General features: G+C 70.2%; 21 protein-coding genes. 17 read left to right on the top strand and 4 right to left on the bottom strand.

The window, feature by feature from the left end; translation table 11 throughout:
• Window positions 1-69 precede the first annotated feature (69 nt).
• Window positions 70-696: a maleylpyruvate isomerase family mycothiol-dependent enzyme gene (locus tag ON38_RS27055; protein WP_051165228.1), complete on the bottom strand. Its 627-nt coding sequence runs from the start codon at window positions 694-696 to the stop codon at window positions 70-72.
• 100 nt (window positions 697-796) lie between these two features.
• On the opposite strand from ON38_RS27055, the gene ON38_RS27050 reads away from it, so the two are divergent.
• Entirely contained in the window at window positions 797-1693 is an 897-nt protein-coding gene (locus ON38_RS27050; protein WP_157181933.1) for a MerR family transcriptional regulator, read from the top strand.
• 110 nt (window positions 1694-1803) lie between these two features.
• Here ON38_RS27050 and ON38_RS27045 read toward each other — a convergent pair whose 3' ends face one another.
• Window positions 1804-2265 carry an SRPBCC family protein gene (locus ON38_RS27045; protein WP_039827846.1) on the bottom strand — a complete coding sequence of 154 codons (462 nt, stop codon included), beginning with the start codon at window positions 2263-2265 and terminating at the stop codon, window positions 1804-1806.
• 210 nt (window positions 2266-2475) lie between these two features.
• Here ON38_RS27045 and ON38_RS36375 point away from each other — a divergent pair, with 210 nt between their 5' ends.
• Window positions 2476-2622, top strand: coding sequence for a hypothetical protein (locus ON38_RS36375; protein WP_157181932.1), 147 nt, complete (start codon window positions 2476-2478; stop codon window positions 2620-2622).
• A 16-nt stretch (window positions 2623-2638) separates the two neighbouring features.
• On the opposite strand, the gene ON38_RS27040 is transcribed toward ON38_RS36375, so the two are convergent.
• Entirely contained in the window at window positions 2639-4129 is a 1491-nt protein-coding gene (locus tag ON38_RS27040) for a sugar transferase (protein WP_051165226.1), read from the bottom strand.
• A gap of 426 nt (window positions 4130-4555) precedes the next feature.
• On the opposite strand from ON38_RS27040, the gene ON38_RS27035 reads away from it, so the two are divergent.
• The 4 genes from ON38_RS27035 to ON38_RS27020 are packed head-to-tail and all read left to right on the top strand — an operon-like array spanning window position 4556 to window position 8259.
• On the top strand, window positions 4556-5803 hold the full coding sequence (locus tag ON38_RS27035; protein ID WP_039827845.1) for a class I SAM-dependent methyltransferase: 1248 nt from the start codon (window positions 4556-4558) through the stop codon (window positions 5801-5803).
• Entirely contained in the window at window positions 5800-6582 is a 783-nt protein-coding gene (locus ON38_RS27030; RefSeq protein ID WP_039827844.1) for a glycosyltransferase family protein, read from the top strand. The genes ON38_RS27035 and ON38_RS27030 overlap by 4 nt, the downstream gene beginning before the upstream one ends.
• Window positions 6579-7229 (top strand): PIG-L deacetylase family protein, encoded by a 651-nt coding sequence (locus ON38_RS27025; protein ID WP_039827863.1) that lies wholly within the window; start codon window positions 6579-6581, stop codon window positions 7227-7229. The genes ON38_RS27030 and ON38_RS27025 overlap by 4 nt, the downstream gene beginning before the upstream one ends.
• 1 nt (window position 7230) lies before the next feature.
• Window positions 7231-8259, top strand: coding sequence for an NAD-dependent epimerase/dehydratase family protein (locus ON38_RS27020; protein ID WP_039827843.1), 1029 nt, complete (start codon window positions 7231-7233; stop codon window positions 8257-8259).
• Here the strand turns inward: ON38_RS27020 and rfbC are convergent.
• Window positions 8243-8806: a dTDP-4-dehydrorhamnose 3,5-epimerase gene (gene rfbC, locus ON38_RS27015; RefSeq protein ID WP_039827842.1), complete on the bottom strand. Its 564-nt coding sequence runs from the start codon at window positions 8804-8806 to the stop codon at window positions 8243-8245. The two genes, ON38_RS27020 and rfbC, sit on opposite strands and share 17 nt — an antisense overlap.
• Before the next feature lie 14 nt (window positions 8807-8820).
• On the opposite strand from rfbC, the gene ON38_RS27010 reads away from it, so the two are divergent.
• The 11 genes from ON38_RS27010 to ON38_RS26960 all read left to right on the top strand — a co-directional run bounded on the left by ON38_RS27010 (window position 8821) and on the right by ON38_RS26960 (window position 21880).
• Window positions 8821-9984, top strand: a complete 1164-nt coding sequence (locus ON38_RS27010) for a class I SAM-dependent methyltransferase (protein ID WP_083873125.1) — start codon at window positions 8821-8823, stop codon at window positions 9982-9984.
• Between the two features lie 169 nt (window positions 9985-10153).
• Entirely contained in the window at window positions 10154-10990 is an 837-nt protein-coding gene (locus ON38_RS27005) for a glycosyltransferase family 2 protein (protein WP_039827841.1), read from the top strand.
• Window positions 10991-11019: 29 nt separating this feature from the next.
• A complete protein-coding gene (locus tag ON38_RS27000) occupies window positions 11020-12069 on the top strand; it encodes a glycosyltransferase family 4 protein (protein ID WP_039827861.1) in 1050 nt (349 codons plus the stop codon).
• Window positions 12066-13220: a glycosyltransferase family 4 protein gene (locus ON38_RS26995; RefSeq protein WP_039827840.1), complete on the top strand. Its 1155-nt coding sequence runs from the start codon at window positions 12066-12068 to the stop codon at window positions 13218-13220. The genes ON38_RS27000 and ON38_RS26995 overlap by 4 nt, the downstream gene beginning before the upstream one ends.
• A gap of 155 nt (window positions 13221-13375) precedes the next feature.
• A complete protein-coding gene (locus tag ON38_RS26990; protein ID WP_083873128.1) occupies window positions 13376-14689 on the top strand; it encodes a lipopolysaccharide biosynthesis protein in 1314 nt (437 codons plus the stop codon).
• Entirely contained in the window at window positions 14686-15690 is a 1005-nt protein-coding gene (locus tag ON38_RS26985; RefSeq protein ID WP_039827839.1) for a CgeB family protein, read from the top strand. Before ON38_RS26990 ends, ON38_RS26985 begins: the two co-directional genes overlap by 4 nt.
• A gap of 24 nt (window positions 15691-15714) precedes the next feature.
• Window positions 15715-17136 (top strand): hypothetical protein, encoded by a 1422-nt coding sequence (locus ON38_RS26980; protein WP_083873124.1) that lies wholly within the window; start codon window positions 15715-15717, stop codon window positions 17134-17136.
• On the top strand, window positions 17133-18602 hold the full coding sequence (locus ON38_RS34400) for a hypothetical protein (RefSeq protein ID WP_083873123.1): 1470 nt from the start codon (window positions 17133-17135) through the stop codon (window positions 18600-18602). Before ON38_RS26980 ends, ON38_RS34400 begins: the two co-directional genes overlap by 4 nt.
• Window positions 18599-19978 carry a glycosyl hydrolase family 28-related protein gene (locus ON38_RS26970; protein ID WP_245564233.1) on the top strand — a complete coding sequence of 460 codons (1380 nt, stop codon included), beginning with the start codon at window positions 18599-18601 and terminating at the stop codon, window positions 19976-19978. The genes ON38_RS34400 and ON38_RS26970 overlap by 4 nt, the downstream gene beginning before the upstream one ends.
• A gap of 1 nt (window position 19979) precedes the next feature.
• Window positions 19980-20528: a YdcF family protein gene (locus ON38_RS26965; RefSeq protein ID WP_051165224.1), complete on the top strand. Its 549-nt coding sequence runs from the start codon at window positions 19980-19982 to the stop codon at window positions 20526-20528.
• 20 nt (window positions 20529-20548) lie between these two features.
• Entirely contained in the window at window positions 20549-21880 is a 1332-nt protein-coding gene (locus tag ON38_RS26960) for a glutamate-1-semialdehyde 2,1-aminomutase (RefSeq protein WP_039827855.1), read from the top strand.
• The last annotated feature ends 17 nt before the right edge of the window (window positions 21881-21897 follow it).

Raw genomic sequence — 21897 nt, 5'->3', positions numbered from 1 at the left:
AAGCGTACGCCGGTCAGGGCGCGCCCGGACCGCATTTCGCCATACCCGGCCGACCGCCGAAGGCGTGGGTCAGGCCGATCCCCTCCGGTCCACCGCCGTCACCGGTATCCGGCCGGTGACCAGCAGTAACATCTCGGCGACCGGCGCGGATAGCGGAGCACCGGAACCGGCCGACCACTCCGTATCCGTGGCGATCAGACGGTGACCGGCCAGTACGCGTTGCGCGCGGAAGGGCCATCCCATCCGCCACACCCGCTCGGCCGACCACCGCGCCGCGTCCACCGGCATCTCGCGCCGGATTCCGAGCGGTACCGCGATGTCCTGTCCGTGGACCAGCAGATCCATCAGACGATCGAGGGCCGTCGTGCCCACCGGGGTGTGCCGCAGTTCGACACCGGCACGCAGCTCGGCGAGGAGGTCCTGGGACGATCGGCTGTTCGCCCGGCGGACAGCGGTCGCGAAACTCATCCGGTCCGGATTTCCGCGAGCCCGGAGCAATTCCCACAGTATTTCGCCGGCTCCGGCGCGTGAGGTGAGGACGATATGGGCCACGACATCGCGGATCCGCCACCCGGCACACCACGATTGCCGATCCCACTGCTGTTCGGTCAGCCCGTCCAGCAGATCCACCAGACTCCTGCGTTCGGCGGCCACGGCCGCCCAGACCTGTTCGTCGGAAACGATCTCGGTGCTCACTGTCCTACCTCCTGTGCTCGATCGTCTCCGTTACCGTAGGAACTCCACCCGGGTGGAGGTTCCAGCAGAAGTGACACAGACCACAGCATCACTCGGCACAGTGAGCATCGGAGAAGCGGCGCGGCGCACCGGCGTCCCCGTGCGTACCATCCGGTTCTACTGCGACGAGGGACTGCTGCCGGCCCACCGCACCAGCGTCGGACACCGGGTGTTCACCGGGGACGCGCTCACCCGGTTGACGTCGATCCGGCGTCTGCGCGCTGTCGGACTCGGCCTGACCGCGATCGCCGCCGTACTCGCCGACGCGGACGCCACGCGCGGTGCCGTGACCGCCGAGCGGCTGGCGGTGGAAGCCGAACTGAACGCGCTCTCGTGGCGCCACGCGGCGCTGATCGCCCTCGAAGGAGCACGTGACGAGGATCGTACGGTGGTGCTCGGGCGGCTCGCCGGGGTGGCCGAACGCGGCGCGGCGCGCGATGTACTCGTCGGATTCTGGCGCCGCATCCTGGCCGCGATGCCCCCGGGGCTCTTCGACGAGTTCGTGGCGATGGACATCCCGGCGGCGCCGGCACGGCCCACCCCGGGTCATGTTCTCGCAGTCGCCGAACTCGCCGAGCTGGCGCGCAGCCCCGAGCTCGGGCGGGAGATGCCGCGCCGACTGTGGCTGTCCGACCGCGCGTCGATCCGCGACGAGCGGGCACTCGTCGCCGAGCTGGCGCCCGCCCACACGGGCGCCGCGCAGCGCGTACTCGCCGGCGCCGATCCGGGCCCCGGGCCCGAACTGGACCTTTTCGTCGCCGCACACGCGGCGGCCCGGGGCCGCCGGGACACCCCGGCCTTCCGCCGCCGGTTGGCGGCCGCTACCACCGGCCACCCCGCGGTCACCCGGTACTGGGCGTTGACCGCCGACACGCTCGGCACCCCGCACACCACCGGCGCGACCCTGGATTGGTTGCACACCGCTCTTCACCGATCCCTCGAGCCGCGCGACGGGTGACAGACCCGCCCGGACCTTTGGTCCGGCGGTCCCCGGCGTGGCACCGACAGCGCCGCGCCGCGCGAATGCGGTGGTTCGCGCGGCGCAGCACAAGACGAAGTGGACGGGCGTCAGTTACCCGGACGCGGCACATCCCCACGCCAGGCCCCGGTCTCCCGGGAGCGGGATTCGATGAATTCCTTGAACCGTTCCAGATCACCCTTGACCCGTCGATCCAGCACGCCCAGCTTGTCGGCGGCGCTCTCGGCGAAACCCTCCGGATCGATATCCATCTGGGTGATCACCCGGGTGGTCGAATCATCGATCCGGTGGAAGGTCACGACACCGGCGTGCTCCGGACCGCTGTCCGAACGCCAGGCGACGCGCTCCTCCGGATGCTGCTCGGTGATGGTCGCGTCGAATTCCCGGTCGGCGGGCCCGATCTTGATCTTCCAATGCGTATGGGTGTCGTCGATCTGGTCGACCCGTTCCACGCCCTCCATGAAGTTCGGGAACGACTCGAACTGCGTCCACTGGTTGTACACGGTGCGGATCGGCACCTTGACCTCGGTCGACGCGGTGACAGTGCTCATGGGACAACAACCTCCCTCGGGGTCCGGTGGCCGTCGCGGCCGCACTCGGCGGCACCGACCGGCCGGACAGTCGGCTTCGGTACGTCGAGCGGCTACCCGGGCCCCGGCGACACAAACACCCGCACCGGAGATCGACTCGGCGGATTGGCCGGACGAATTCGGGGAAGCCGGACTTCGACAGGCACACACACTCTTTCGAGGAGGTGGACCGTGAGCACCGTCGCCACGACACACAGGAACCACCGACCGGCCGCCGTCACCACGGCCCGGTCCGGACGTCCGGGGTCCGCGCGCTCACTGCTGATCGCCTGGATGGCCCTCATGGCTTTCGTCAGCCTGGCGTTGGCCCTGCTCTGAGCACCCGCGGGCCGGGTCAGTAGGCGCCGTCGCCCCTGGCGACCGCCCGCAGAGTGCGGGCGATGATGCGCAGGTCCAGCAGCATGGACCAGTTCTCCACATAGGAGATATCCAGTTCGACCGATTCCTCGGGGGACAGATCCGAGCGCCCGCTGACCTGCCACAGCCCGGTGATCCCTGGGCGGACCAGCAACCGGCGGCGCATCACGCCGTCGTAGGAGTGGACCTCACGGCGGACCTGCGGCCGCGGCCCGACGACGCTCATATCGCGGAACAGCACATTGAAGAACTGCGGTAGTTCGTCGAGGCTGTACCGGCGCAGGAACCGGCCCACCGGGGTCACTCGCGGGTCGTCCTTGAGTTTGAAGAACAGCGGATTGCCGCCGTGGGCGCTGATCAGCGACGCGGCTTCCCGGTCGGCCCGCACGTACATACTGCGGAACTTGATCATCCGGAACGGTTTACCGTCCATCCCGATCCGTTCCGACAGATAGAACACCGGCCCGGCGCTGGTGAATTTGACGGCAGCGGCCAGTACCAGCAATACCGGCGCGACGGCGGTGAGGACCAGGACGGAAAAGCACAGGTCGAACACCGCCTTACCGAACGAGAGCGCCCGATCGTACTGGGGCCGTTCGATGTGCAGCATCGGGATACCGGCCAGCACCTGACTCGACATCCGGGTGCCGGAGATATCCATGATGCCGGGGGCGACGATGAGTTCGGTGCCGAACGCGTCGAGATCCCAGGCCAGCCGGCGGATATCGCGCGGACCCAGCCGGTCGGTGGCCATGACGACGACGGTATCGGCGCCGCTGCGGCGGACCGCGCTGCGCACCGACCGGTCGTTGCCGACGACGGGAATATCGCGCTGCCCCACCCGCAGGGTGGCGGTTTCGTCGAGCGCGTCACCGGTGGGGGTGCAGACACCGACGACGTGATAGCCGTGCATCTCCTGCGCCGACAGCGCGGTCGCGACCGCCCGGGCGGCGTCCGGACTGCCGACCACCAGGACCGAGCGGCGGTAACGGCCCAGCGCCCGGCGCCGCACCGCGTGCGCGCGCCACAGCGCCCGGGTCGCCATCAGGCCGAGCAGACCGAGCGGGAGCGCGATCACCAGGTGGGCGTGCGCGATATCGACCCGCAGGATGAGCGAAACGATGGCGATCGTGCCGAACAGCTGGAGGGTGGCCGAGAGCAGGCGACGGTATTCGTCGGCGCCGGCGCCCACGGTATGCGGGGAACGGGAGCCGTTCCAGCCCAGCAGGATCGACCAACCGGCCGCGATGGCGAGCGTGAGCGCGGTGGTGCGCGGCTCGAATTCCCAACCGAGGGAGTGCCCCGGCGCGATGCTGAACAGTTGCGCGCACAGGGCCGCCGTGGTGACCACCGCGATATCGGTCCGGGCGAGCCGGCGCACGTATCCCGCGCGCCAGGAGTCCCGGTCACCGGGATTCGGCAGGTGCAAATCGACAGCGCCACCGACCACACGGAGATCCAGAACCATGAAACGTACCCGCTTGAACTTCGAACGACCGTGCCCCGGCTGTCGGGCGCGACAGCAGATCACACGCTTTTTCCAGGAAGCCCGGCCTCCATAACGCGGGGGCCGGGCCGATCTTGTTGCAGAAGTATTGCCCCCATCGCCCCCGGACACAAGTACCGGAATCGGAAAACCCGCGGATCGGGCTCCACACCGGAGGGCGAATACCGGGAAAGGGCCCGTTTCGGTTGCCCGCCATCGTTTTACGAGCGCCGATCGTTACGGGGTTTGCTGAACATATGCCATAGGTCACTTCCGCGCGAAAGTCGGCGCGGACCGTGTCGCAGATGCGCCGGATTGGTGCTATTTTTCCGTCGATCGGCAGAGAGAAGTTGCTTCTCGGGGCTGCGGGGCGCCGCCGATGTCCGTGACCGTTCGAGTGGAGCCCGAGTGCATTGTCGTTTGTGTGAGTCGTCCCGGCTGGCCAGTGTTGTCGACCTGGGTGCGACACCTCCTTGCGAGAGTTTCCTCTCCGAGGATCGGTTAAACCTGCCGGAATCCACGTATCCGCTGCACCTCCGGGTGTGCGCGGACTGTCTGCTGCTGCAGATCCCGGCGCTGATCACACCCGAGGAGACGTTCACCGAATACGCCTATTTCTCCTCGTACTCCGACTCCTGGATGCGGCACGCGCGCGAATTCACCGCCGCGGCGGTCGCCCGGCTGGGCCTGGATAAGGACTCGTTCGTCGTGGAGGTCGCGAGCAACGACGGCTACCTGCTGCGCAATGTGGTGGCGGCCGGTATCCCGTGCCTGGGTATCGAACCCTCGGCGAACGTCGGCGCGGCCGCGCGAACGGCCGGAGTCCCGACGCTGACCGAGTTCCTGACCGAGGATTCGGCCCGGCGGGTGCGCGCCGAATACGGTGCCGCGGACCTGGTGGTCGCGAACAATGTGTACGCCCACATCCCCGACCTACGCGGTTTCACCCGCGCGCTGCGCACGCTGGTGGCCGAGGACGGCTGGATCTCGATCGAGGTACACCACGCGCTGAACCTCGTGCGCTACGGCCAGTTCGACACGATCTATCACGAGCACTTCCAGTACTACACCCTCGCCTCGGCGCAGCGGGCGCTGGCCACGGCCGGGCTGGCGGTCGCGGATGTGGAAACACTGCCGACCCACGGCGGATCGCTGCGTATCTGGGCGCGTCCCGAGGCGGTGGCCGAACCATCGCCGCGGGTGGCGGAACTACTGGCGATCGAGGCGGATACCGGTCTGCACTCGGTCGAGGGCTACCGGCCGCTGCGCGAACAGGCCGAACGAGTACGTCAGGAGCTGCTGCGTTTCCTGCTCGACCAGAAGGCGGCCGGGCGGCGAGTGGTCGGATACGGCGCACCCGGTAAGGGCAACACCCTGCTCAACTACTGCGGGATCCGCCCCGACCTGCTCGAGTACACGGTGGACCGCAATCCCTACAAGCACGGCCGGTACACCCCGGGCACCCGCATACCGATCCATCCCCCGGAGCGGATCGATACCGACCGCCCCGATTACGTGCTGGTGCTGCCGTGGAACCTGGAAACCGAACTCACCGCGCAACTGCGACATATCGAGGAATGGGGCGGGCGGCTGGTATTCCCCCTACCCACCGTGCGGGTGGCCGCGCCGAGACCGGCGGAGGTCACCGCGCGATGAAGGTCGTGTTGTTCTGCGGCGGGTACGGCATGCGGATGCGCAGCGGGGAGAACGACAGCCCGCCCAAACCGATGCAGATGGTGGGCCCGCGTCCGCTGATCTGGCATGTCATGCGCTATTACGCGCATTTCGGGCATACCGAATTCATTCTCTGCCTGGGCTACGGCGCTCACCACATCAAGAACTTCTTCCTGACCTATCAGGAGACGATGTCCAATGATTTCGTCATCCGCGACGGCCGGGTCGAATTACTGCATTCCGATATCGCGGACTGGACGATCACCTTCGTCGATACCGGCCTGGAATCGGCCATCGGGGAAAGGTTGCGCCGGGTGCGCCCCTACCTCGAGGGCGACGAAATGTTCCTGGCCAACTATTCCGATGTGCTCACCGATGCCCCGCTGGACCTGATGATCGACCGCTTCACCGCGTCCGGCGCCGCCGCATCGATGATGATCGTGCCGCCGCAGTCGTCGTTCCACTGCGTGGACGTGCTGCCCAGCGGTGAGGTCAAGCAGATCACCGCGGTCGGCAAGCTCCCGATCTGGGAGAACGGCGGCTATTTCGTGCTCACCCAGGAGATCTTCGATCATCTTCCGGAGGGCGGGGACCTGGTGGAGGACAGCTGCGGGGCGCTCGCCTCGCTCGGCCGGCTCTACGGTTACCGGCACGACGGTTTCTGGAAACCGGCCGATACGTTCAAGGAACGCGCCGAGCTCGACGCCGGGTATCACCGCGGCGACCGGCCGTGGATGGTCTGGGAGCGGGCCGCTTCGTGATCACTCTCGCTCCCGCGCGACTCACCGAGGTCGCGCTGCTCGGCGCGCACTGCGACGATATCGCCATCGGGATGGGCGCGACCCTGCTGACCCTGACCCGCGGATATCCGGGACTGCACGTCTGTGCGCTGGTCCTGTCCGGCGGTGGTACCGGCCGCGCGGCAGAGGAGAGCGCCGCCCTCGAACGGTTCTGCGCGGACGCCGACCTGGACCTGACAGTGCTGGATGTGCCCGACGGACGGGCGCCCGCGCACTGGGACCGGGTGAAGAGCGCGCTCGCCGAGTTCCGCCGCGGCACCGATCCGGAGATCGTCTTCGCCCCGCAGCGCGGCGACGCCCATCAGGACCACCGCCTGCTGGCCGAACTCGTGACCACGGAGTTCCGTGATCATCTGGTGCTCGGCTACGAAATCCTGAAATGGGAAACCGATACGCCCCGGCCGGCCGTCCTGCATCCGGTGGCACCGGAGATCGCCGCGGAGAAGGCGCGGCTGCTGGCCGAATGCTATCCCTCGCAAGCGCAGCGCGACTGGTTCGACGAGGCAGCGTTCCTCGGTCTGGCGCGGATCCGGGGCGTGCAGTGCCACACCGGGTACGCGGAGGGATTCGAACTGACCAAAGCCGTCCTCGATCTGGGAGGTGTGTAAGGTGCGCGTTCTCGTCACCGGTCATCAGGGTTATCTCGGCACCGTCATGGTTCCGGTACTGCGCGCCCGCGGGCACGAGGTGGTCGGACTGGATGCCGGCTGGTTCGCCGACTGCGTCCTCGGTGCCGCACCGCAGGACCCGCGCGGACTGGCCGTGGACCTGCGGGACGTGACGATCGAGCAGCTCGCGGGCTTCGACGCCGTCGTGCATCTCGCGGCGCTGTCCAACGATCCGCTGGGCGCTCTGGTCCCCGAGATCACCCACGACATCAACCATCACGCATCGGTGCGGCTGGCCCGGCTGGCCAAGGAGGCCGGGGTGCGCCGCTTCCTGTACGCCTCCACCTGCTCGGTCTACGGCGCGGCCGGCGACGGACTGGTCGACGAGAGCGCACCGCTGCGCCCCTTGACCCCGTATGCCGAGAGCAAGGTGCGGGTGGAAGACGATCTGGTGGCGATGGCGGACGACCGTTTCGCACCGGTGTTCCTGCGCAATGCCACGGCGTTCGGCTTCTCACCACGACTGCGCGCCGATATCGTGCTCAACAATCTGGTCGGCCATGCTGTTCTCGACGGCGTGGTCAAGGTGCTCTCGGACGGCACGCCGTGGCGTCCGCTGGTGCACGCCGCCGATATCGCCGAAGCGTTCGCGGTCTGCCTGGAGGCGCCCGTCGCGGCGATCCACGCCCGGGCCTACAACATCGGCACCGAGACCAACAACCGCACGGTCGCCGAGATCGCACACGCCGTCGCGGAGGTGGTGCCCGGCTCGAAGGTGCTGATCACCGGCGATTCGGGGGCCGATCCGCGTTCCTACCGGGTCGATTTCGGCGCGGCGCGCCGGGAACTGGGGTTCGAGGCGCGCTGGACCATCCCCGAGGGTGCCGCGCAGCTCTACGCCGAGTACACCGCCGGCGGCTTGACCGCGGCGGATTTCTCCGGCCGTTTCGTTCGGTTGGCGCGACTGCGCCAACTGGGTGAATCGGGTGCGGTGGACGCGTCGCTGCGGCGGGTCAGGGCCGGTGTGTGAGATGTGTTGTCAGCAGTTCCCGCCAGCTGCCCGCGGCCCGATCGCGGGCGGAGACCAGCGTGACCTCCTGGGGCCAGCTCAGCGCGAGATCGGGGTCGTCGTAGGCGACGGCGAGGTCCTCGGCCGGATCGTGTGGACGGTCGATGCGGTAGCACACATCGGCGATATCGGTGAGTGCCTGGAAGCCGTGCAGGAAACCCGCCGGCACATAGAGATGCCGGAACTCCGTGTCGTCGAGCAGGAACGCCTGGCTGCGTCCGAAAGTGGGCGAATCGGGCCGGATATCGACGAGGATGTCGTGCACCGCGCCGTGCGCGCAGCGCACCAGTTTGGCCTCGCCGCGCCCGCCGCGCCCGTGCATACCGCGCACCACACCGCGTGCCGACCGCGACTGCGAATCCTGCACGAACGCCGTGGAGGCGCCGGGGCCGAGATGGGCGTCGAAGATCTCGGCGTCGAAGGTGCGGGTGAACAGGCCGCGGGCGTCGCGGAAGGGTTCGGGCACCAGGATCAGCACATCGGCGAGGTCCGCCTGTTCGATTCGCACCGGGTGATGGTGCCATGAGCGGTCCCGGAACGGCGCGCGGTGCCCGCTCGGCCCTACTCGAGCCGCACCCGGCCGACCCACCGGGTTGCCGGGCCTGCCGCGGCCCCGAGCTGGTGACGGTGCTGGATCTCGGGGCGATGCCGGCGGCGGATCATTTTCCGCCGGCCGCCACCGCCCCGCGGCCGGACGAGGCCGCCCACCCACTGGCCATGGTGATCTGCCGCGACTGCGGGCTGGCGCAACTGGCGCGCGATGACACGGTCACCGCCGAACCGCGCGGCGTGGAGCCGCGCGCACTGCGCGAACAGGCCGCCGACGCGGTGCGGCGGGTCGCCGGCGCCGGTCTGCTGCGGGGCCGGACCGTGCGCGAATTCGCCAGCCCGCACGGGGGCAGCTGGCTGGAGTTGCTGGCCGAGCGCGGTTTCGCCGTCTCCGCCGGGCCCACCGACGTGGTGCTGGATTCGTTCGGCCTCATGCACGAGCGCGATCAGGCGGCGGCCGTCGCGCAACGGGCGGCGGCCACCGCGCCCGCGGGTGTGCTGCTGGTGCAGTACCACCCGCTACACACGATCGTGACCCACGGTCAGTGGAACGCGCTGCGACACGGTCATTTCGCCTACTACTCGCTGGCCGTGCTGAGTGATCTGCTGCGCGGCGCCGGGATGTCGGTCGTGGACGCGTGGGATTTCGACCTGTACGGGGGCACGGTGCTGCTGGCGGCAGTGCACGGCGCCGCCGAACCCGATGACGCGGTACAGCGCATCCTGGCCCGGGAGGAAGAGATCGCCGACCCGGTCGTCCTGGGCGGGCTGCAACGGTCGGCCGACCGGCACGCCGGGAGTCTGCGCGCGACGCTGGAATCGGCGGCCGCGCGCGGTGAGCGCGTCTACGCCTACGGGGCGGCCTCGCGCGCGGTGGCGCTGTTCTGCCGCGCGCGCGTGGACCGTGATCTGCTGGCGGGGGTCGCCGACGCCTCGCCGGCCAAACAGGGCCGGCGGATGCCGGGTACCGATGTGCCGATCATCGCCCCGGCCGATCTGGTCGCCGCGCGGCCCGACCGAGTGCTGCTGACAGTGCCGGACCTGCTCCCCGAGGTATCCGAACGGTTCCCGGAACTGGCCGGACGCTGGTTCGTGGACGAGCCGGCCGATCCGTTGCGGGAGCGGCCCATCCGGTAGTACCCACCGCTCGCGGGCGTGCGGACCACTGCTCCTTCGCACCCCGGGTCTGCTCCGCTTCCACACCCCCGGTGGCCGGCTCGCGCCGACGCACCGGCAGCACACCGTCTCCTCGGATACGCCGGGACCGCCCGGCGTAGCCCCTCCCATTTCATCGAAAGGATCACCAGTGGTCAGCGTGTCGATCTGTGTCCCGGCCTACGAGGCCGCGCGGACGCTCGAGCAGACGCTGCGTTCGATTCTGAGTCAGGACCTCGACTTCGAGCTGGTGGTGCTCGACAACGCGAGCACCGACGCCACCGGCGAGATCGCCGCCTCCTTCCACGATCCGCGGATCCGGGTGGAACGCAATGCCACGACGCTGGCCATCGGCGACAACTGGAATCGCGCGATCGCGCTGTCGACCGGTGATCTGGTGAAAGTGGTGTGCGCCGACGATATCCTGCTGCCGGGCTCGCTCGCGGCGCAGCTCGAGGTGATGGCCGATCCGGCATTCGCCATCAGTTCCAGCCGTTTCCAGGTGATCGACGAACAGGGCGAGCTGGTCGAGACCGGGCTGGGCCTGCCCGGTCTGGACGGTGTCCGCACCTCCCGGGCACTGGCCCGCACCATCGTGCGCCGCGGGCCCGCCGATTTCGGGCCCACCGCGGCCGCGATGTTCCGGCGCGAGCACTTCGACCGGGTCGGCGGACTGCGCGGGGACCTGGTGTTCCCCATGGATGTCGACCTGTTCGCGCGGATCGGGCAGTTCGGGTTGTTCTTCGGTCTGCCCGAGGTGGCGGCGGCCTGGCGGGCGTCGTCGTTCAATCTCTGCGCCCGCACCTCGACGGTGAGCAAACTCAGCGAAACCCTGCGTTTCCATCACCGCCTGGCCCGGGACTGCCCGCTGCTGGTCTCACCACTGGATGTGACCATCGGCGATCTGCGGCTGGCGCGGACGGCGCTCGAGCGGCTCGGGGTCCGGGTGGGACAGGTCGCGCGGGCCCGGATCGGATCGCGCCGATGACCGCGACGGCCGCCCCGCCCCGGGTCCATATGACCGGCTCGGAGTGGTTCGGGGCCGCGGCGGGCGGGCTGAACCGCTACTTCACCGATCTCTTCGGCGCCCTGATCGACCGGCCCGAGGTCGAGGTCTCGGCCGCCGCGTTCGGCGACGCGCCGCCGGGCGGGCTGTCCTGGGGGCCGCCCGGGGGCCCCACCTGGCGCCGCACGCGCACGGCGTTCCGGGACTGCCGGCCCGGCGTCGGCCGGGCGACCGTGCTGGACCGGCATTTCGCGTTGTACGGACCGCCGGACACGCGCGCCCGGCATCTGGTGGTGCATTTCCACGGGCCGTGGGCGGCGGAGAGCCGCGCGGCCGGCGGGAGCGCACTGGCCGCCGGAGCGAAATACGCGCTGGAACGGCTACGCGCCCGGCCAGCCGACCGGTTCGTCGTACTGTCCGAGCACTTCCGGGACCTGCTGGTGCACGACTACCGGGTGCGACCGGACACGGTGACCGTGATCGCGCCGGGTGTCGACCTGGACCGGTTCCGCCCCGCTCCCCCGCCCGCCGATGCGCCACTGGTCCTGTGTGTGCGGCGGCTGGAACACCGGATGGGTATCGATGTGCTGCTGCGGGCCTGGCCCGAGGTGCGGGCCACCCATCCGGAGGCACGATTGGTGCTGGTCGGCACCGGTACGGCCGAGGTATCGCTGCGAGAGCAGGCCCGGGCGCTGGGATCGAGTGTGACCTTCACCGGCCGCGTCAACGACGCCGAGCTCACCGGCTGGTACGGACGCGCCACGGTCACCGTGGTGCCGTCGGTCGCGCTGGAAGGTTTCGGGCTCATCGCACTGGAATCGCTGGCGGCGGGCCGCGCCCCGGTTGTCACCGCGTGCGGCGGCCTGCCCGATTCGGTCCGGGGCCTGGATCCCTCACTGATCGTCGCCCCGGGCAATGCGGACGCATTGGCCGCCCGGCTGGCCGCCGCGCTCGACGGCGCGGTCCCGGGCCCGGACCGCTGCCGGGCGCATGCCGAGACCTTCTCGTGGTCCGCGGCCGCCGATCGGCATATCGCCCTCTACCGGGAGCTCACCGGATGATCCGCGCCGTGTTCCTCTCCCATACCGCCGCCCCCTCCGGCGCCGAACTCGCGACATTGCGGCTGCTGAGCGCCTTGCGCGCGGGCGGCACGGTGGACGCGTCGATGCTGCTCACCGCGCCCGGTCCGATGGTCGACCGGTTCCGCGCCCACCGGATACCGGTCACCGTGTGCGGGAATGCTTTCGACAGCCGCGCGCTGACCGTCGACGGCTCCGGGCCGCTGCGGTTGCTCAGCGGGGCGGCCGGCCTGGTGCGGCTGGGCGTGCGGCTCGGGGCGATCGTCCGGGCCGAGGGCGCGGATGTGGTCGTCGCGCAGAGCACCAAGGCCCTGCTGATGGGCGCGGTGGCGGCCCGCCGCGCCGGGGTGCCGCTGGTCTGGCAGGTCCACGACCGGGTCAGCGGCGAATATTTCGGCCGGATACTGGCGTTCGCGTTGCGGGTGCTGGGGTGGACGTTCGCCCGGGGCATGGTCGCCAACAGCCGGTCGACCCTGCGCACCCTCTATACCCGGGGCCGCGTCGCGGTGGTCGCCCATCCCGGCGTCGAGCCGCTACCGATCCCGCGCCGGGCGGCCCAGCGCGACCCCGGCGCGGTCCGGATCGTCATGGTCGGGCGCCTCACCCCGTGGAAGGGGCACGAGGTCCTGCTGCGCGCACTCCCGCTGCTGCGCCACCGGCCCGCCGCCGTCCAGGTGGTGGGCGGGACCTTCTTCGGTGAACAGGACTACCGCGCGCGACTGGAGCACACGGCCACCGCGCTGGACCTGCCCGTCGAGTTCACCGGGCACGTCGACGATCCGGGCCCCTATTTCGTGCGGGCCGATATCGCGGTGCACTGTTCCGTACTCGCCGAACCCTTCGGACAGGTGGTGGTGGAGGCCATGGCCGCCGGATGCGCGGTCGTGGCGGCCGACGCGGGCGGTCCGGCCGAGGTTCTACGGCCCGGGATCGACGGCCTGCTGACCCCACCCGGCGATCCCGCCGCACTCGCGGCCGCACTGGACCGGCTCATCGCCGACCCGGCACTACGCACCCGGCTGAGCGCGGCAGCGCGCGAACGCAGCGCCGATTTCGGGATCGCGGCCACTGTCCGCGCGGTCACCGGGCTGCTGGAACAGGTCACCGGCCGCCGGGCGGTGCGCGCGTGCTGAATCCCGCCGACCCCCATACCATCCCGATCCGGATCGTCCACCGCCACTATCCGGTGTCGGTGGACGGCCTGCGGGTCCCCGACTACGACCTGCCCACCGAGATAATCCCGGCCTTCGCCGACTGGCCGACCGAGAAACTCCCGGTGATCACGACGATCCCGCCGGCGGAGACAGGGCCGCGGACCAGGGCGGCGCGACTGCGGGAACTGGCGACGGTCCTGCGCGATATCGCCTACGTCAGCTTCGGCAAGTACGGCCAGTACCTGGTCACGGTGGCGACGCTGCCGCTGATCGCCCGGCTGCTGGGCGCCTCCGGAATGGGTCTGCTGGCCATCGGGATGTCGGCGTACTTCCTCGGCTCACTCATCGTGGACCTGGGTATCACCTCCTATCTGGCCGCGCGCGTCCAGGAGTCGGGTACCGACCGGAGCGTGGTGAACCACACCCGCGGCACCTATCTGGCGATCCGCGGCGGCATCCTCGGCGTACTCGCCGTGGCGCTGGTGGCGGCGGTGCCCGCGGGCGCGCCGGACTATCTGGGCATGGTCCTGCTGGGTCTGTTCGTCGGTGGTTTCTGGTCGATGTCGGAGGACTGGGTGCTCATCGGCCAGGGTCGTTTCGGTGCGTCCACGCTGTACCAGTCGATCGCGCGGGTGGGATATCTCGTGGCGCTGCTGACCCTGCTGCCCCGGTTCCCGACCGCCGCCATGGCGATGCTGTGCCTGCTCGCCTCCTCGGTGATCAGTCTCGCGCTGACCTGGTGGGACACCTGGCGTACGTTCGGTCCGCCCGGACGCCCGCACGGGGCGTGGAAGCTGATCCGCGCGGCCCTGCCGGTGGTGACGGGACGGCTGCTGACCACCAGCTACGGGCAGGGCGCGGCCGCCGTGTACGGCGCGGTACTGAACGCGGCCTCGCTCGGTTTGTACTCCGCCGCCGACCGATTGGTGCGGGCGGTGCAGTCGCTGCTGGACCCGATCGGTTTCGCACTGCTGCCCCGGCTGGCCAAGCGCAGCGGCGAGGAACGGTTCTGGCCGGACGCGCTGCGCGCACTCGGGATGTGTGTGGCGGCGGCGTGTGTGGCGGCCGCCGCGCTGTGGGTGGCGGCGCCGCTGATCATCGGGCTGGTGTTCGGCGACGAGTTCGGCGGCGCCGCCGGGGTGCTGCGCCTGGAAGCGCTGATCCTGCCGGCCACCACGGTGACCTCGTTCGTCACCACTGCGGTCCTGCCGGTCCGGCAGGACACGGTCGGAGTGCTGATCGGTTCGGCCACCGGCACCGTCGTGGCGGGTTGCGCACTGCTGCTCACCCTGCGCACCCATTCGGTATGGACGCTGGCGGCCGGGATCGTGGCCGCGGAATTCGCGGTGGCGATCTGGTATCTCGCGCGGATGCGCGCACTGATCGTGCGGGAACGCACCGCGGGCGCTGCGCAGCCCGCCGGTGCGCAGAGGAGAGGGACGCGATGAGGATTCTGTTCGTCGGCGACGACTGGCTGGGCAGCAACGCCCGCTCGCTCGCCGAGGGGTTCCGCCGGCTCGGCCACGAGGTGATCGTGGTCGACTCCACACCGGTTACCCTGCCACCGCGGTTGTCACCGTCGTGGCTGTACGCGAAAACCGGTGAGCGGCGGGCGCCGTGGACGGTGGACCGGATACACACCCGGCTGGAGCGGGCCGCCGCCGAACTGCATCCGGATCTGGTGTTCGGGTTCAAATCGGTATTCCTGGACCAGAGCCGGCTGCTGGAGATACCGGCCGCGCTGCACGTGCACTACAGCCCCGACGATGTCTCGAATCCGGCGAACACCACCGCGGACTATCTCGCGCACGAGACGGAATGGGACATGGTGGTCACCACCAAACGTCACAATCTGCCCGAACTCGCCGACCGCGGTGTCTCCCGGACACTGTTCGTGCGCAGCGCCTACGATCCGGCCTGGCATCATCCCGCGGCCCGGCGCGGCACCCGGCAGTTCCTGGTCGGTTTCATCGGTGCCTGCCGCCCGGACCGGCGGCCCGGCATGGTGTCGCTGGCCCGCACCTACGGGTCGCAGCTGCTGGTCCGCGGGCCGGGCTGGCGGCGGGTACGCCAGTTGCAGACCACCCGCGCCGCCGTCGCCGGACCGGTGTACGGGGAGGATTTCGCGATCGCGGTGGCGTCGGTGACGGCGAACCTGGTGTTGCTCAACTCCGCCAACCGTGACACCCACACCTGCCGCACCTTCGAAGTCCCGGCCTCGGGTGGGTTGTTCGTCGGCGAACGCACCGACGAACACGCCGAACTGCTCGACGACGGCACCGAGGCCTTCCTGTTCTCCAGCCGCGACGAACTCGACGAGATCCTGGAACGCTGCGCGCTCTACCCCGATCAAGCGGCCAAGACCGCCGAGGCGGGGTACCGACGGGTCGTCGAGGGCGGTCACACCTATACCGACCGGGCGAAGGAGATCCTGCGTGCGCTGGACTGAACCGCCGACCGCGCGACGGTGCCGATGGTGATCCCGGACCTGATCACCTCGAACGGGCCGCTGCTGGTCGTCGTGGCGGCGCTGGCGACCATGGTGGGCGCGGCGCTATTCACCCACGGTGTGCTGCGGGTGCTGCTCATCGCGCAGGCGGTGTACTGGGCGATGTCGTATGTCGCGCGTCCGGTGGTGCTGCTGACCGTACGACCCGATCCACATTTCGGCGACAATGTCGCCGACCCGCGGCTGGCCGAGATCGGGTACGACGTGGGAATCGAGGCCGCCCTGCGCCCGGTGGCATTCGGGCTCACCGTCTACGCGCTGATCGTGCTGGTCTTCGCGCTGTGGACCCGGCGGCGACCCCGGCCGGGGCGGGCGCCGCTGGCCGGCGACCCGGACCTGATCGCCACCCTGTGGGTCCTCTACGTCCTGGGCACGTTCGCCCGGCTGCTCAGCGTGGCCACCGGCGCCGCCGGGCAGGCCGGTGACGTGCAGAGCGCCTCGCCGGTGCTGAGTCTGCTCACCATGCCCGCCATCCTGGGCGCGATCGGACTGATCGTCTTCGCCCGCCCGCCGCGGCAGTCCGGCACCATCGCGGTACTGGGCGTGCTGATGGCCGGAGAACTGTGGTGGACCACGGCCACCGAATCGAAGACGCCGATCCTGGGGGCCGCGCTGGCGGTCGCGGTGCGCTTCGCGCTCACCGGCTGGACCCGGGCGAAGGTACTCGGCATCGGCGCGGTGTCGGTGACCGGTATCGCCGGATTCGACTGGCTGCAGTCGCTGAAGACCTCCCCGTATCTACGTGCCGAAGCGGCCGCCGTGGACGGCGCCTACCCCGCCGGGGTGCGCCCGTTCCTGAGTCTGCTGCGCCGGTTCGACCTGCTCGAGGCCGCCACCGACGCCTACTATGTGGGGCCGAACTCGTGGCTGGGCCCCGGCGAGGTGGTGGGTCACCTGGCGCGCAGTATGGTGCCGGCGCAGCTGCTGGCCGAGGAGAAGCTGCACGCCGGAACCGCCTGGGCGAGCGAGGTACGCGGCGCTTCGGTGGATATGAGCCAGGTATCGGTCTCGCTGGCGGAGGGCAATATCAGCGAAGGCTATGTGATCGGCGGTCTGCCGGGAGTCGTGGTGGGGGTGGCGTTCACCGCGGTCGTCCTGGTGGGCTGGGCGCGGTCCCTGTACGCGCGGCATCTGGTGCCGGCGCTGTTCGGCATCGCGCTGATCGAGGTGCCGGTCGTCTTCGAACGCGGCATGCTCGGCAGCGCCGAAACTCTCGGAAAATATTTGCAGGTCGTGGTGCTGGCCTGGCTGGTGCGGCTGGCCGTGGGCCAGTGGCGGCGCATACACCGACCGCTCGGGCCGCCCGGCGAACCCGATGGACAACCACCGGCCGGGCCCGTCGCGGTACCGGTCGGCGCAAGCGTGGGAAGTGAAGGAACACAATGATGGAACTGCCCGACTACCTGCGCCTGCTGCGCCGCTACTGGGCGGTGCTGCTGGCGGGCGTGGCGCTGGGCGTGGGTCTGGCGGCGTATCAGGCCGAATCGACGCCGGCCACCTATACGGCCACCAGCACCCTGTACGTCTCGATGGCCACCGGCACATCGGTGGCCGATTCCTATCAGGGCGGCCTGGCCGCCCAGCAGCGGGTGCGGTCCTACCTCGAGCTCGTCACCAGCGATCACGTGGTGGACCGGGTCATCGGCCAGCTCGGGTTGAACCTGGACCGCGACGAATTACGCGCCGCGATCACCGCCGATACACCGCCGGCGACCTCACTGCTGCGGGTCTCGGTGACCGACGAGGACCCCGAGACCAGCCGGGTGCTCACCGACCAGGTGGTCGCCCAGTTCCGGGCGCTGGTAGACGAACTGGAGACCATCGAGGTCACGGCCGCGCCCGCCGCCCGGGTCGCGGTGGTCGACGCGGCACAGGCGCCCGTCGAGGCGAGCGGTCCGGGCAGCTCCCGGCTGTACGTGGTCGGCGCGCTCGCCGGCCTGCTGCTCGGCGCGGTCCTGGCCTATCTGCTGGATCGGCTGAACACCCGGATCCGCGACAGCGCGGAACTCGCGGCACTGGGGCATCCGGTACTGGGCACGGTCGCGCCGGGCGCAGAGCGTGAGCAGGCCGATCTGCGGGCCCTGCGGTCGCGCCTGCCCGGGGCGAAACCGCTGCTCTTCACGACGCTGGACGCGAAACCCGAACCCGCCGTCGTTCTCGGCTCGGCCTCGGTACTGGGCGCCACCGGCGCACAGGTTCTGGTGATCGATGCGAACACCACCGGTCGCGGTGTCTCGACCCTGCTGCCCGAATCCGCCCTCCAGCCGCCCGCGGCGGCCGGCGACTGGCCGGTACGGGACGGCAAGCAGGCCCGCGAGCTGGTGACCGCCGCGTCCGGCCGCACCTCCGCGGCGATCCGCGGGGAGATCTTCGACCCCCCGACGGTCAAACTCGATCTACGGACCAAACCGGCCACGGCACTCGACGAACTGCCCGCCCCCGCGCCCGCGATCCCCACCGAGACCGGCGCGCGGGCGGCGGACGGGCTGGCGGCGATCCTGCGTGAGGACATCCATCTCGACGAGGCCTTCGTCCCCTGGCCGCAGCGATCGGTGGTTGTCCTGGCTCTGGGCAGTCCGGACGAACGCACCCCGGATCTGCTGGCATCCGCGCGGTTCGAGACGATTCTCGGCGAGGTCGCGAAACGCTTCGACCGCGTGATCGTCGATATCGCCGCCGCCGACGCCCCGGCCGTCGCGCCGAAGGCGGCGGGCACCGTCGCGGTGGTGCGGCTCGGTAGCGGCCGGCGGGGCGGAATCGAGTCGTCGCTGGTGGCGCTGACCGCGGCCGGTGCGACGGTGTGCGGGGTGGTCGCGGTGGCGCCCCGCCGGACCTGGTGGCGGCGGTCGTGAGCGAATATCGAACGCGCCGCGAGGACGGAAAGCGGCGGATCCAGCGGCGCGATCTGCTCGCGGCGAGCCTCGGCGCCGCCGGGATCGGTGCCATCACGGTGCCGTTGGCCGCGTCGGGCCCGCCCGCGCCCATAGTGCTGGCGACCGGCACCGCCTCGTCGACCGTACGCGATATCCGCGCGTTCGGCGCCGTCGGCGACGGGAAAGCCGACGATACCGAGGCGCTGGCCGCCGCGTGCCGCACCGACGGCGCCCCGCCGGTGGTGTATCTGCCCGCCGGCGAGTACCGGGTCACCGCCTGGCCCGACCTGCCCGACCACTCCGTCGTCTACGGCGACGGTGCCGATGTGACCACGGTGTTCTGCGACCAGGACACCGTGCTGGTCGACCTGGAGGGCAAACAGCGGGTCCGGTTCGCGCGGATGGGGTTCTATCTGTCCGGGCCCGAGGCCACCGCGGTCCGGCTCACCGAATGTTTCCGCTGCAGTTTCGATACCGTTCTCATCCGCGGCAATCATCTCGCCGACAACTATCCCCGCTACGCCGCGCAGACCGGCGTGGTGCTGGAGGCCAACACCGGCGGCACCTCCTTCATCGACTGCGATATCAACAATTTCGGGGTCGGACTGGCCACCTCGTGTATCCAGAACTACGTCACCTCCTCGAAGTTCTCCGGTAATCGGATCGGGGTGCTGGGCACCGGCAACGACCACAACGCCGGATTGTCGCTGACCAATGTCGAATTCGTCTCCGACAACGATCCGGCGACCACCGACCGCCACCTGTTCGTCGACGGCGCCGCCAACAACTGGTGGCTCACCAACGTGTGGTTCGAGGGCGCCGATATCGCGGTGCAGGTCGGCGCCGCGGGCAAGGGCGGCCCGTCCCAGTTCGGCATGGTGAACTGCAAGGTCGCGGCGCGCTCGTGCGATATCGACCTGATCTACTGCCGCCAGCCGTATCTGGCGAATATCGCCTTCGACGCCGATCCCGGCGGCAGCCCGGTCGAATTGCGGATCGCCGAGGCCGGTTGCCCGGAGGGAATCGCGGTGAACCTGATCTCCGGTGCGGGCACCGAGATCGGCCCGCGGGTGTTTCCCAGCAACTGGCAGGTCCTGGGCCGCGGCCAGACCCACCGTCCGACCTTCACCGGTCCGGTCACCGCCCGGGCCGAGGGCGAGGAGGAGATCCTGCGGGCCGTCGCCCCCGACGGTGCGGGCCTGGCCGCGGTGCTGTCCAGCGGGGCGTGGTTGTCCGACCACGCCGACGCCGGTGTCGTCCTGCGCGATCCCGACGGCGGGTACTGGCGACTGGTGGTCGCACCCGACGGCGCCCTGCGCACCGCGCCGCTGGGTCGCGACCGTCCGGTTCGCTGAGATGACCGCACAGACCCACCGAAGGTGGCGGGTGGCGGCCGCCCTCCTCGTCCTGGTAACCCTGGCGGCGGTCGCCGGATGGCCGGTATTCGTCCGGCCGCAGGTGGACCCGCTCCGGCGCGCGGACGCCGTCGTGGTGCTCGGCGGGACCCCGTACGAGCGATTCGACGTGGGACTCGCGCTGGCCCGGCAAGGATGGGCCCCGGAGTTGCTGATCTCCGCGTCCACCGGTCTCGACGATCCGCGGATGGACCGCTACTGCCGCACCGGCCACCCGTTCCGGGTGACCTGTTTCGAACCCCGCCCGTGGACCACGCGCGGGGAAGCCCAGGAGATCCGCCGCCGGGCCGAGGCGGGCGGCTGGCGGCACATCATCGTGGTCACCTTCACCCCGCATGTCTCCCGGGCCCGCTATATCGTCGGCCGCTGCTTCGACGGTGAACTCACCATGGTCGCCAGCCCGAGCCGTACCGACCCCCTGTTCCAGGCCTGGATGTATGTGCGGCAGACCGCCGGATACCTGAAGGCTTTCACCGAGTCCGGCTGCTGAGCCGCGAAGGAGCGAGTGTGATCACCGATTTCGGCCGCAGCGACAGCGTCCAGGCGCGGCTGCACGACCTGGTGCCCGGCGGCGCGCACACCTACGCCCGCGGCGCCGACCAGTACCCCGAACACATGGCGCCGGTGCTGGTGCGGGGACAGGGTTGCCGCGTCACCGATTGCGACGGCAACGAATTCGTGGAGTACGGGATGGGCCTGCGGTCGGTGACGCTCGGGCACGGCTACCGTCCGGTCGTCGACGCGGTGACCGCCGCCGTCGCCGACGGCGTCAGCTTCTCCCGGCCCACTGTCATCGAACTGGCCGCCGCCGAGGATTTCCTGGCCCTGGTGCCCGGCGCGGATATGGTCAAATTCGCCAAGAACGGATCCGACGCCACCACCGCCGCGGTCCGGCTGGCGCGGGCGGTGACCGACCGGGTCACCGTCGCCGTCTGCGCCCAGCCCTTCTTCTCGGTGGACGACTGGTTCATCGGGACCACCGCGATGTCGGCCGGCATCCCACACCAGTCGACCGTTTCCTTCCCCTACGGCGACCTGCCCGCCCTGGAACAGCTGCTGGCCGGGCGCGAGATCGCCTGCGTGGTCATGGAAGCCGCGACCGCGCTACAGGAACCGCCGCCCGGCTATCTGCCCGGCGTACGGGAACTCTGCGACCGGTACGGAACGCTGCTGGTGTTCGACGAGATGATCACCGGGTTCCGGTGGTCGGCCGGCGGAGCACAGCAGGTGTACGGGGTGGTGCCGGATCTTTCGTGCTGGGGCAAGGCGATGGGGAACGGATTCCCCATCGCCGCGCTGGCCGGACGCCGGGAATACCTGGAACTCGGCGGTCTGCGGACCGACGCCGCCCGGGTGTTCCTGCTGTCGACCACCCACGGCCCGGAAACCGGTGGGCTGGCCGCCTTCCGGGCCGTCGTGCACGCCTACGCCACCACCGACCCGGTGGGCCGGATGGAGGCCGCCGGGCGGCGACTGCGAGCGGGTGTCGAGGAGATCACCGCCGAGTTGGGTATCGGTGATCGGCTGTGTGTCGCCGGACGCCCGTCGTGCCTGGTGTTCCGGACACTCGATCCGGACGGCAACCCGTCCCAGGAATACCGCACGCTCTTCCTGCAGGAACTGCTGCGGCGCGGCGTACTCGGGCAATCGTTCGTCACCTCCGCCGCGCATACCGACCGCGATATCGATCACACGATCGAGGCCTGCCGCCACGCCGCCGCGATCTACCGGCGGGCCCTCGACCAGGGCACGGTCGCCGGTCTGCTCGAAGGCCGCCCGGTGGCTCCCGCGCTGCGCGCCCACGCCGCGCCCCGCCGGCTGCGCGCGGAGGTCGCCCGGTGACCACGAACGCGGCCGGC

Origin of the sequence: Nocardia testacea NBRC 100365, from assembly GCF_000308775.1 — a bacterium.
GTDB classification, from domain to species: Bacteria; Actinomycetota; Actinomycetes; order Mycobacteriales; family Mycobacteriaceae; genus Nocardia; species Nocardia testacea.
The sequence above is the reverse complement of the archived record's forward strand: the minus strand, read 5'-3'. Positions and strand labels throughout refer to the sequence as shown.

What these genes read in the sequence shown, in the direction of transcription:
- ON38_RS27045 (WP_039827846.1), bottom strand. Translation starts at nt 2,265, where the DNA reads ATGAGCACTGTCACCGCGTCGACCGAGGTCAAGGTGCCGATCCGCACC.
- ON38_RS27040 (WP_051165226.1), bottom strand. Translation starts at nt 4,129, where the DNA reads ATGGTTCTGGATCTCCGTGTGGTCGGTGGCGCTGTCGATTTGCACCTG.
- ON38_RS27030 (WP_039827844.1), top strand. Translation starts at nt 5,800, where the DNA reads ATGAAGGTCGTGTTGTTCTGCGGCGGGTACGGCATGCGGATGCGCAGC.
- ON38_RS27010 (WP_083873125.1), top strand. Translation starts at nt 8,821, where the DNA reads ATGAGCGGTCCCGGAACGGCGCGCGGTGCCCGCTCGGCCCTACTCGAG.
- ON38_RS27000 (WP_039827861.1), top strand. Translation starts at nt 11,020, where the DNA reads ATGACCGGCTCGGAGTGGTTCGGGGCCGCGGCGGGCGGGCTGAACCGC.
- ON38_RS26995 (WP_039827840.1), top strand. Translation starts at nt 12,066, where the DNA reads ATGATCCGCGCCGTGTTCCTCTCCCATACCGCCGCCCCCTCCGGCGCC.
- ON38_RS26985 (WP_039827839.1), top strand. Translation starts at nt 14,686, where the DNA reads ATGAGGATTCTGTTCGTCGGCGACGACTGGCTGGGCAGCAACGCCCGC.
- ON38_RS26980 (WP_083873124.1), top strand. Translation starts at nt 15,715, where the DNA reads ATGGTGATCCCGGACCTGATCACCTCGAACGGGCCGCTGCTGGTCGTC.
- ON38_RS34400 (WP_083873123.1), top strand. Translation starts at nt 17,133, where the DNA reads ATGATGGAACTGCCCGACTACCTGCGCCTGCTGCGCCGCTACTGGGCG.
- ON38_RS26965 (WP_051165224.1), top strand. Translation starts at nt 19,980, where the DNA reads ATGACCGCACAGACCCACCGAAGGTGGCGGGTGGCGGCCGCCCTCCTC.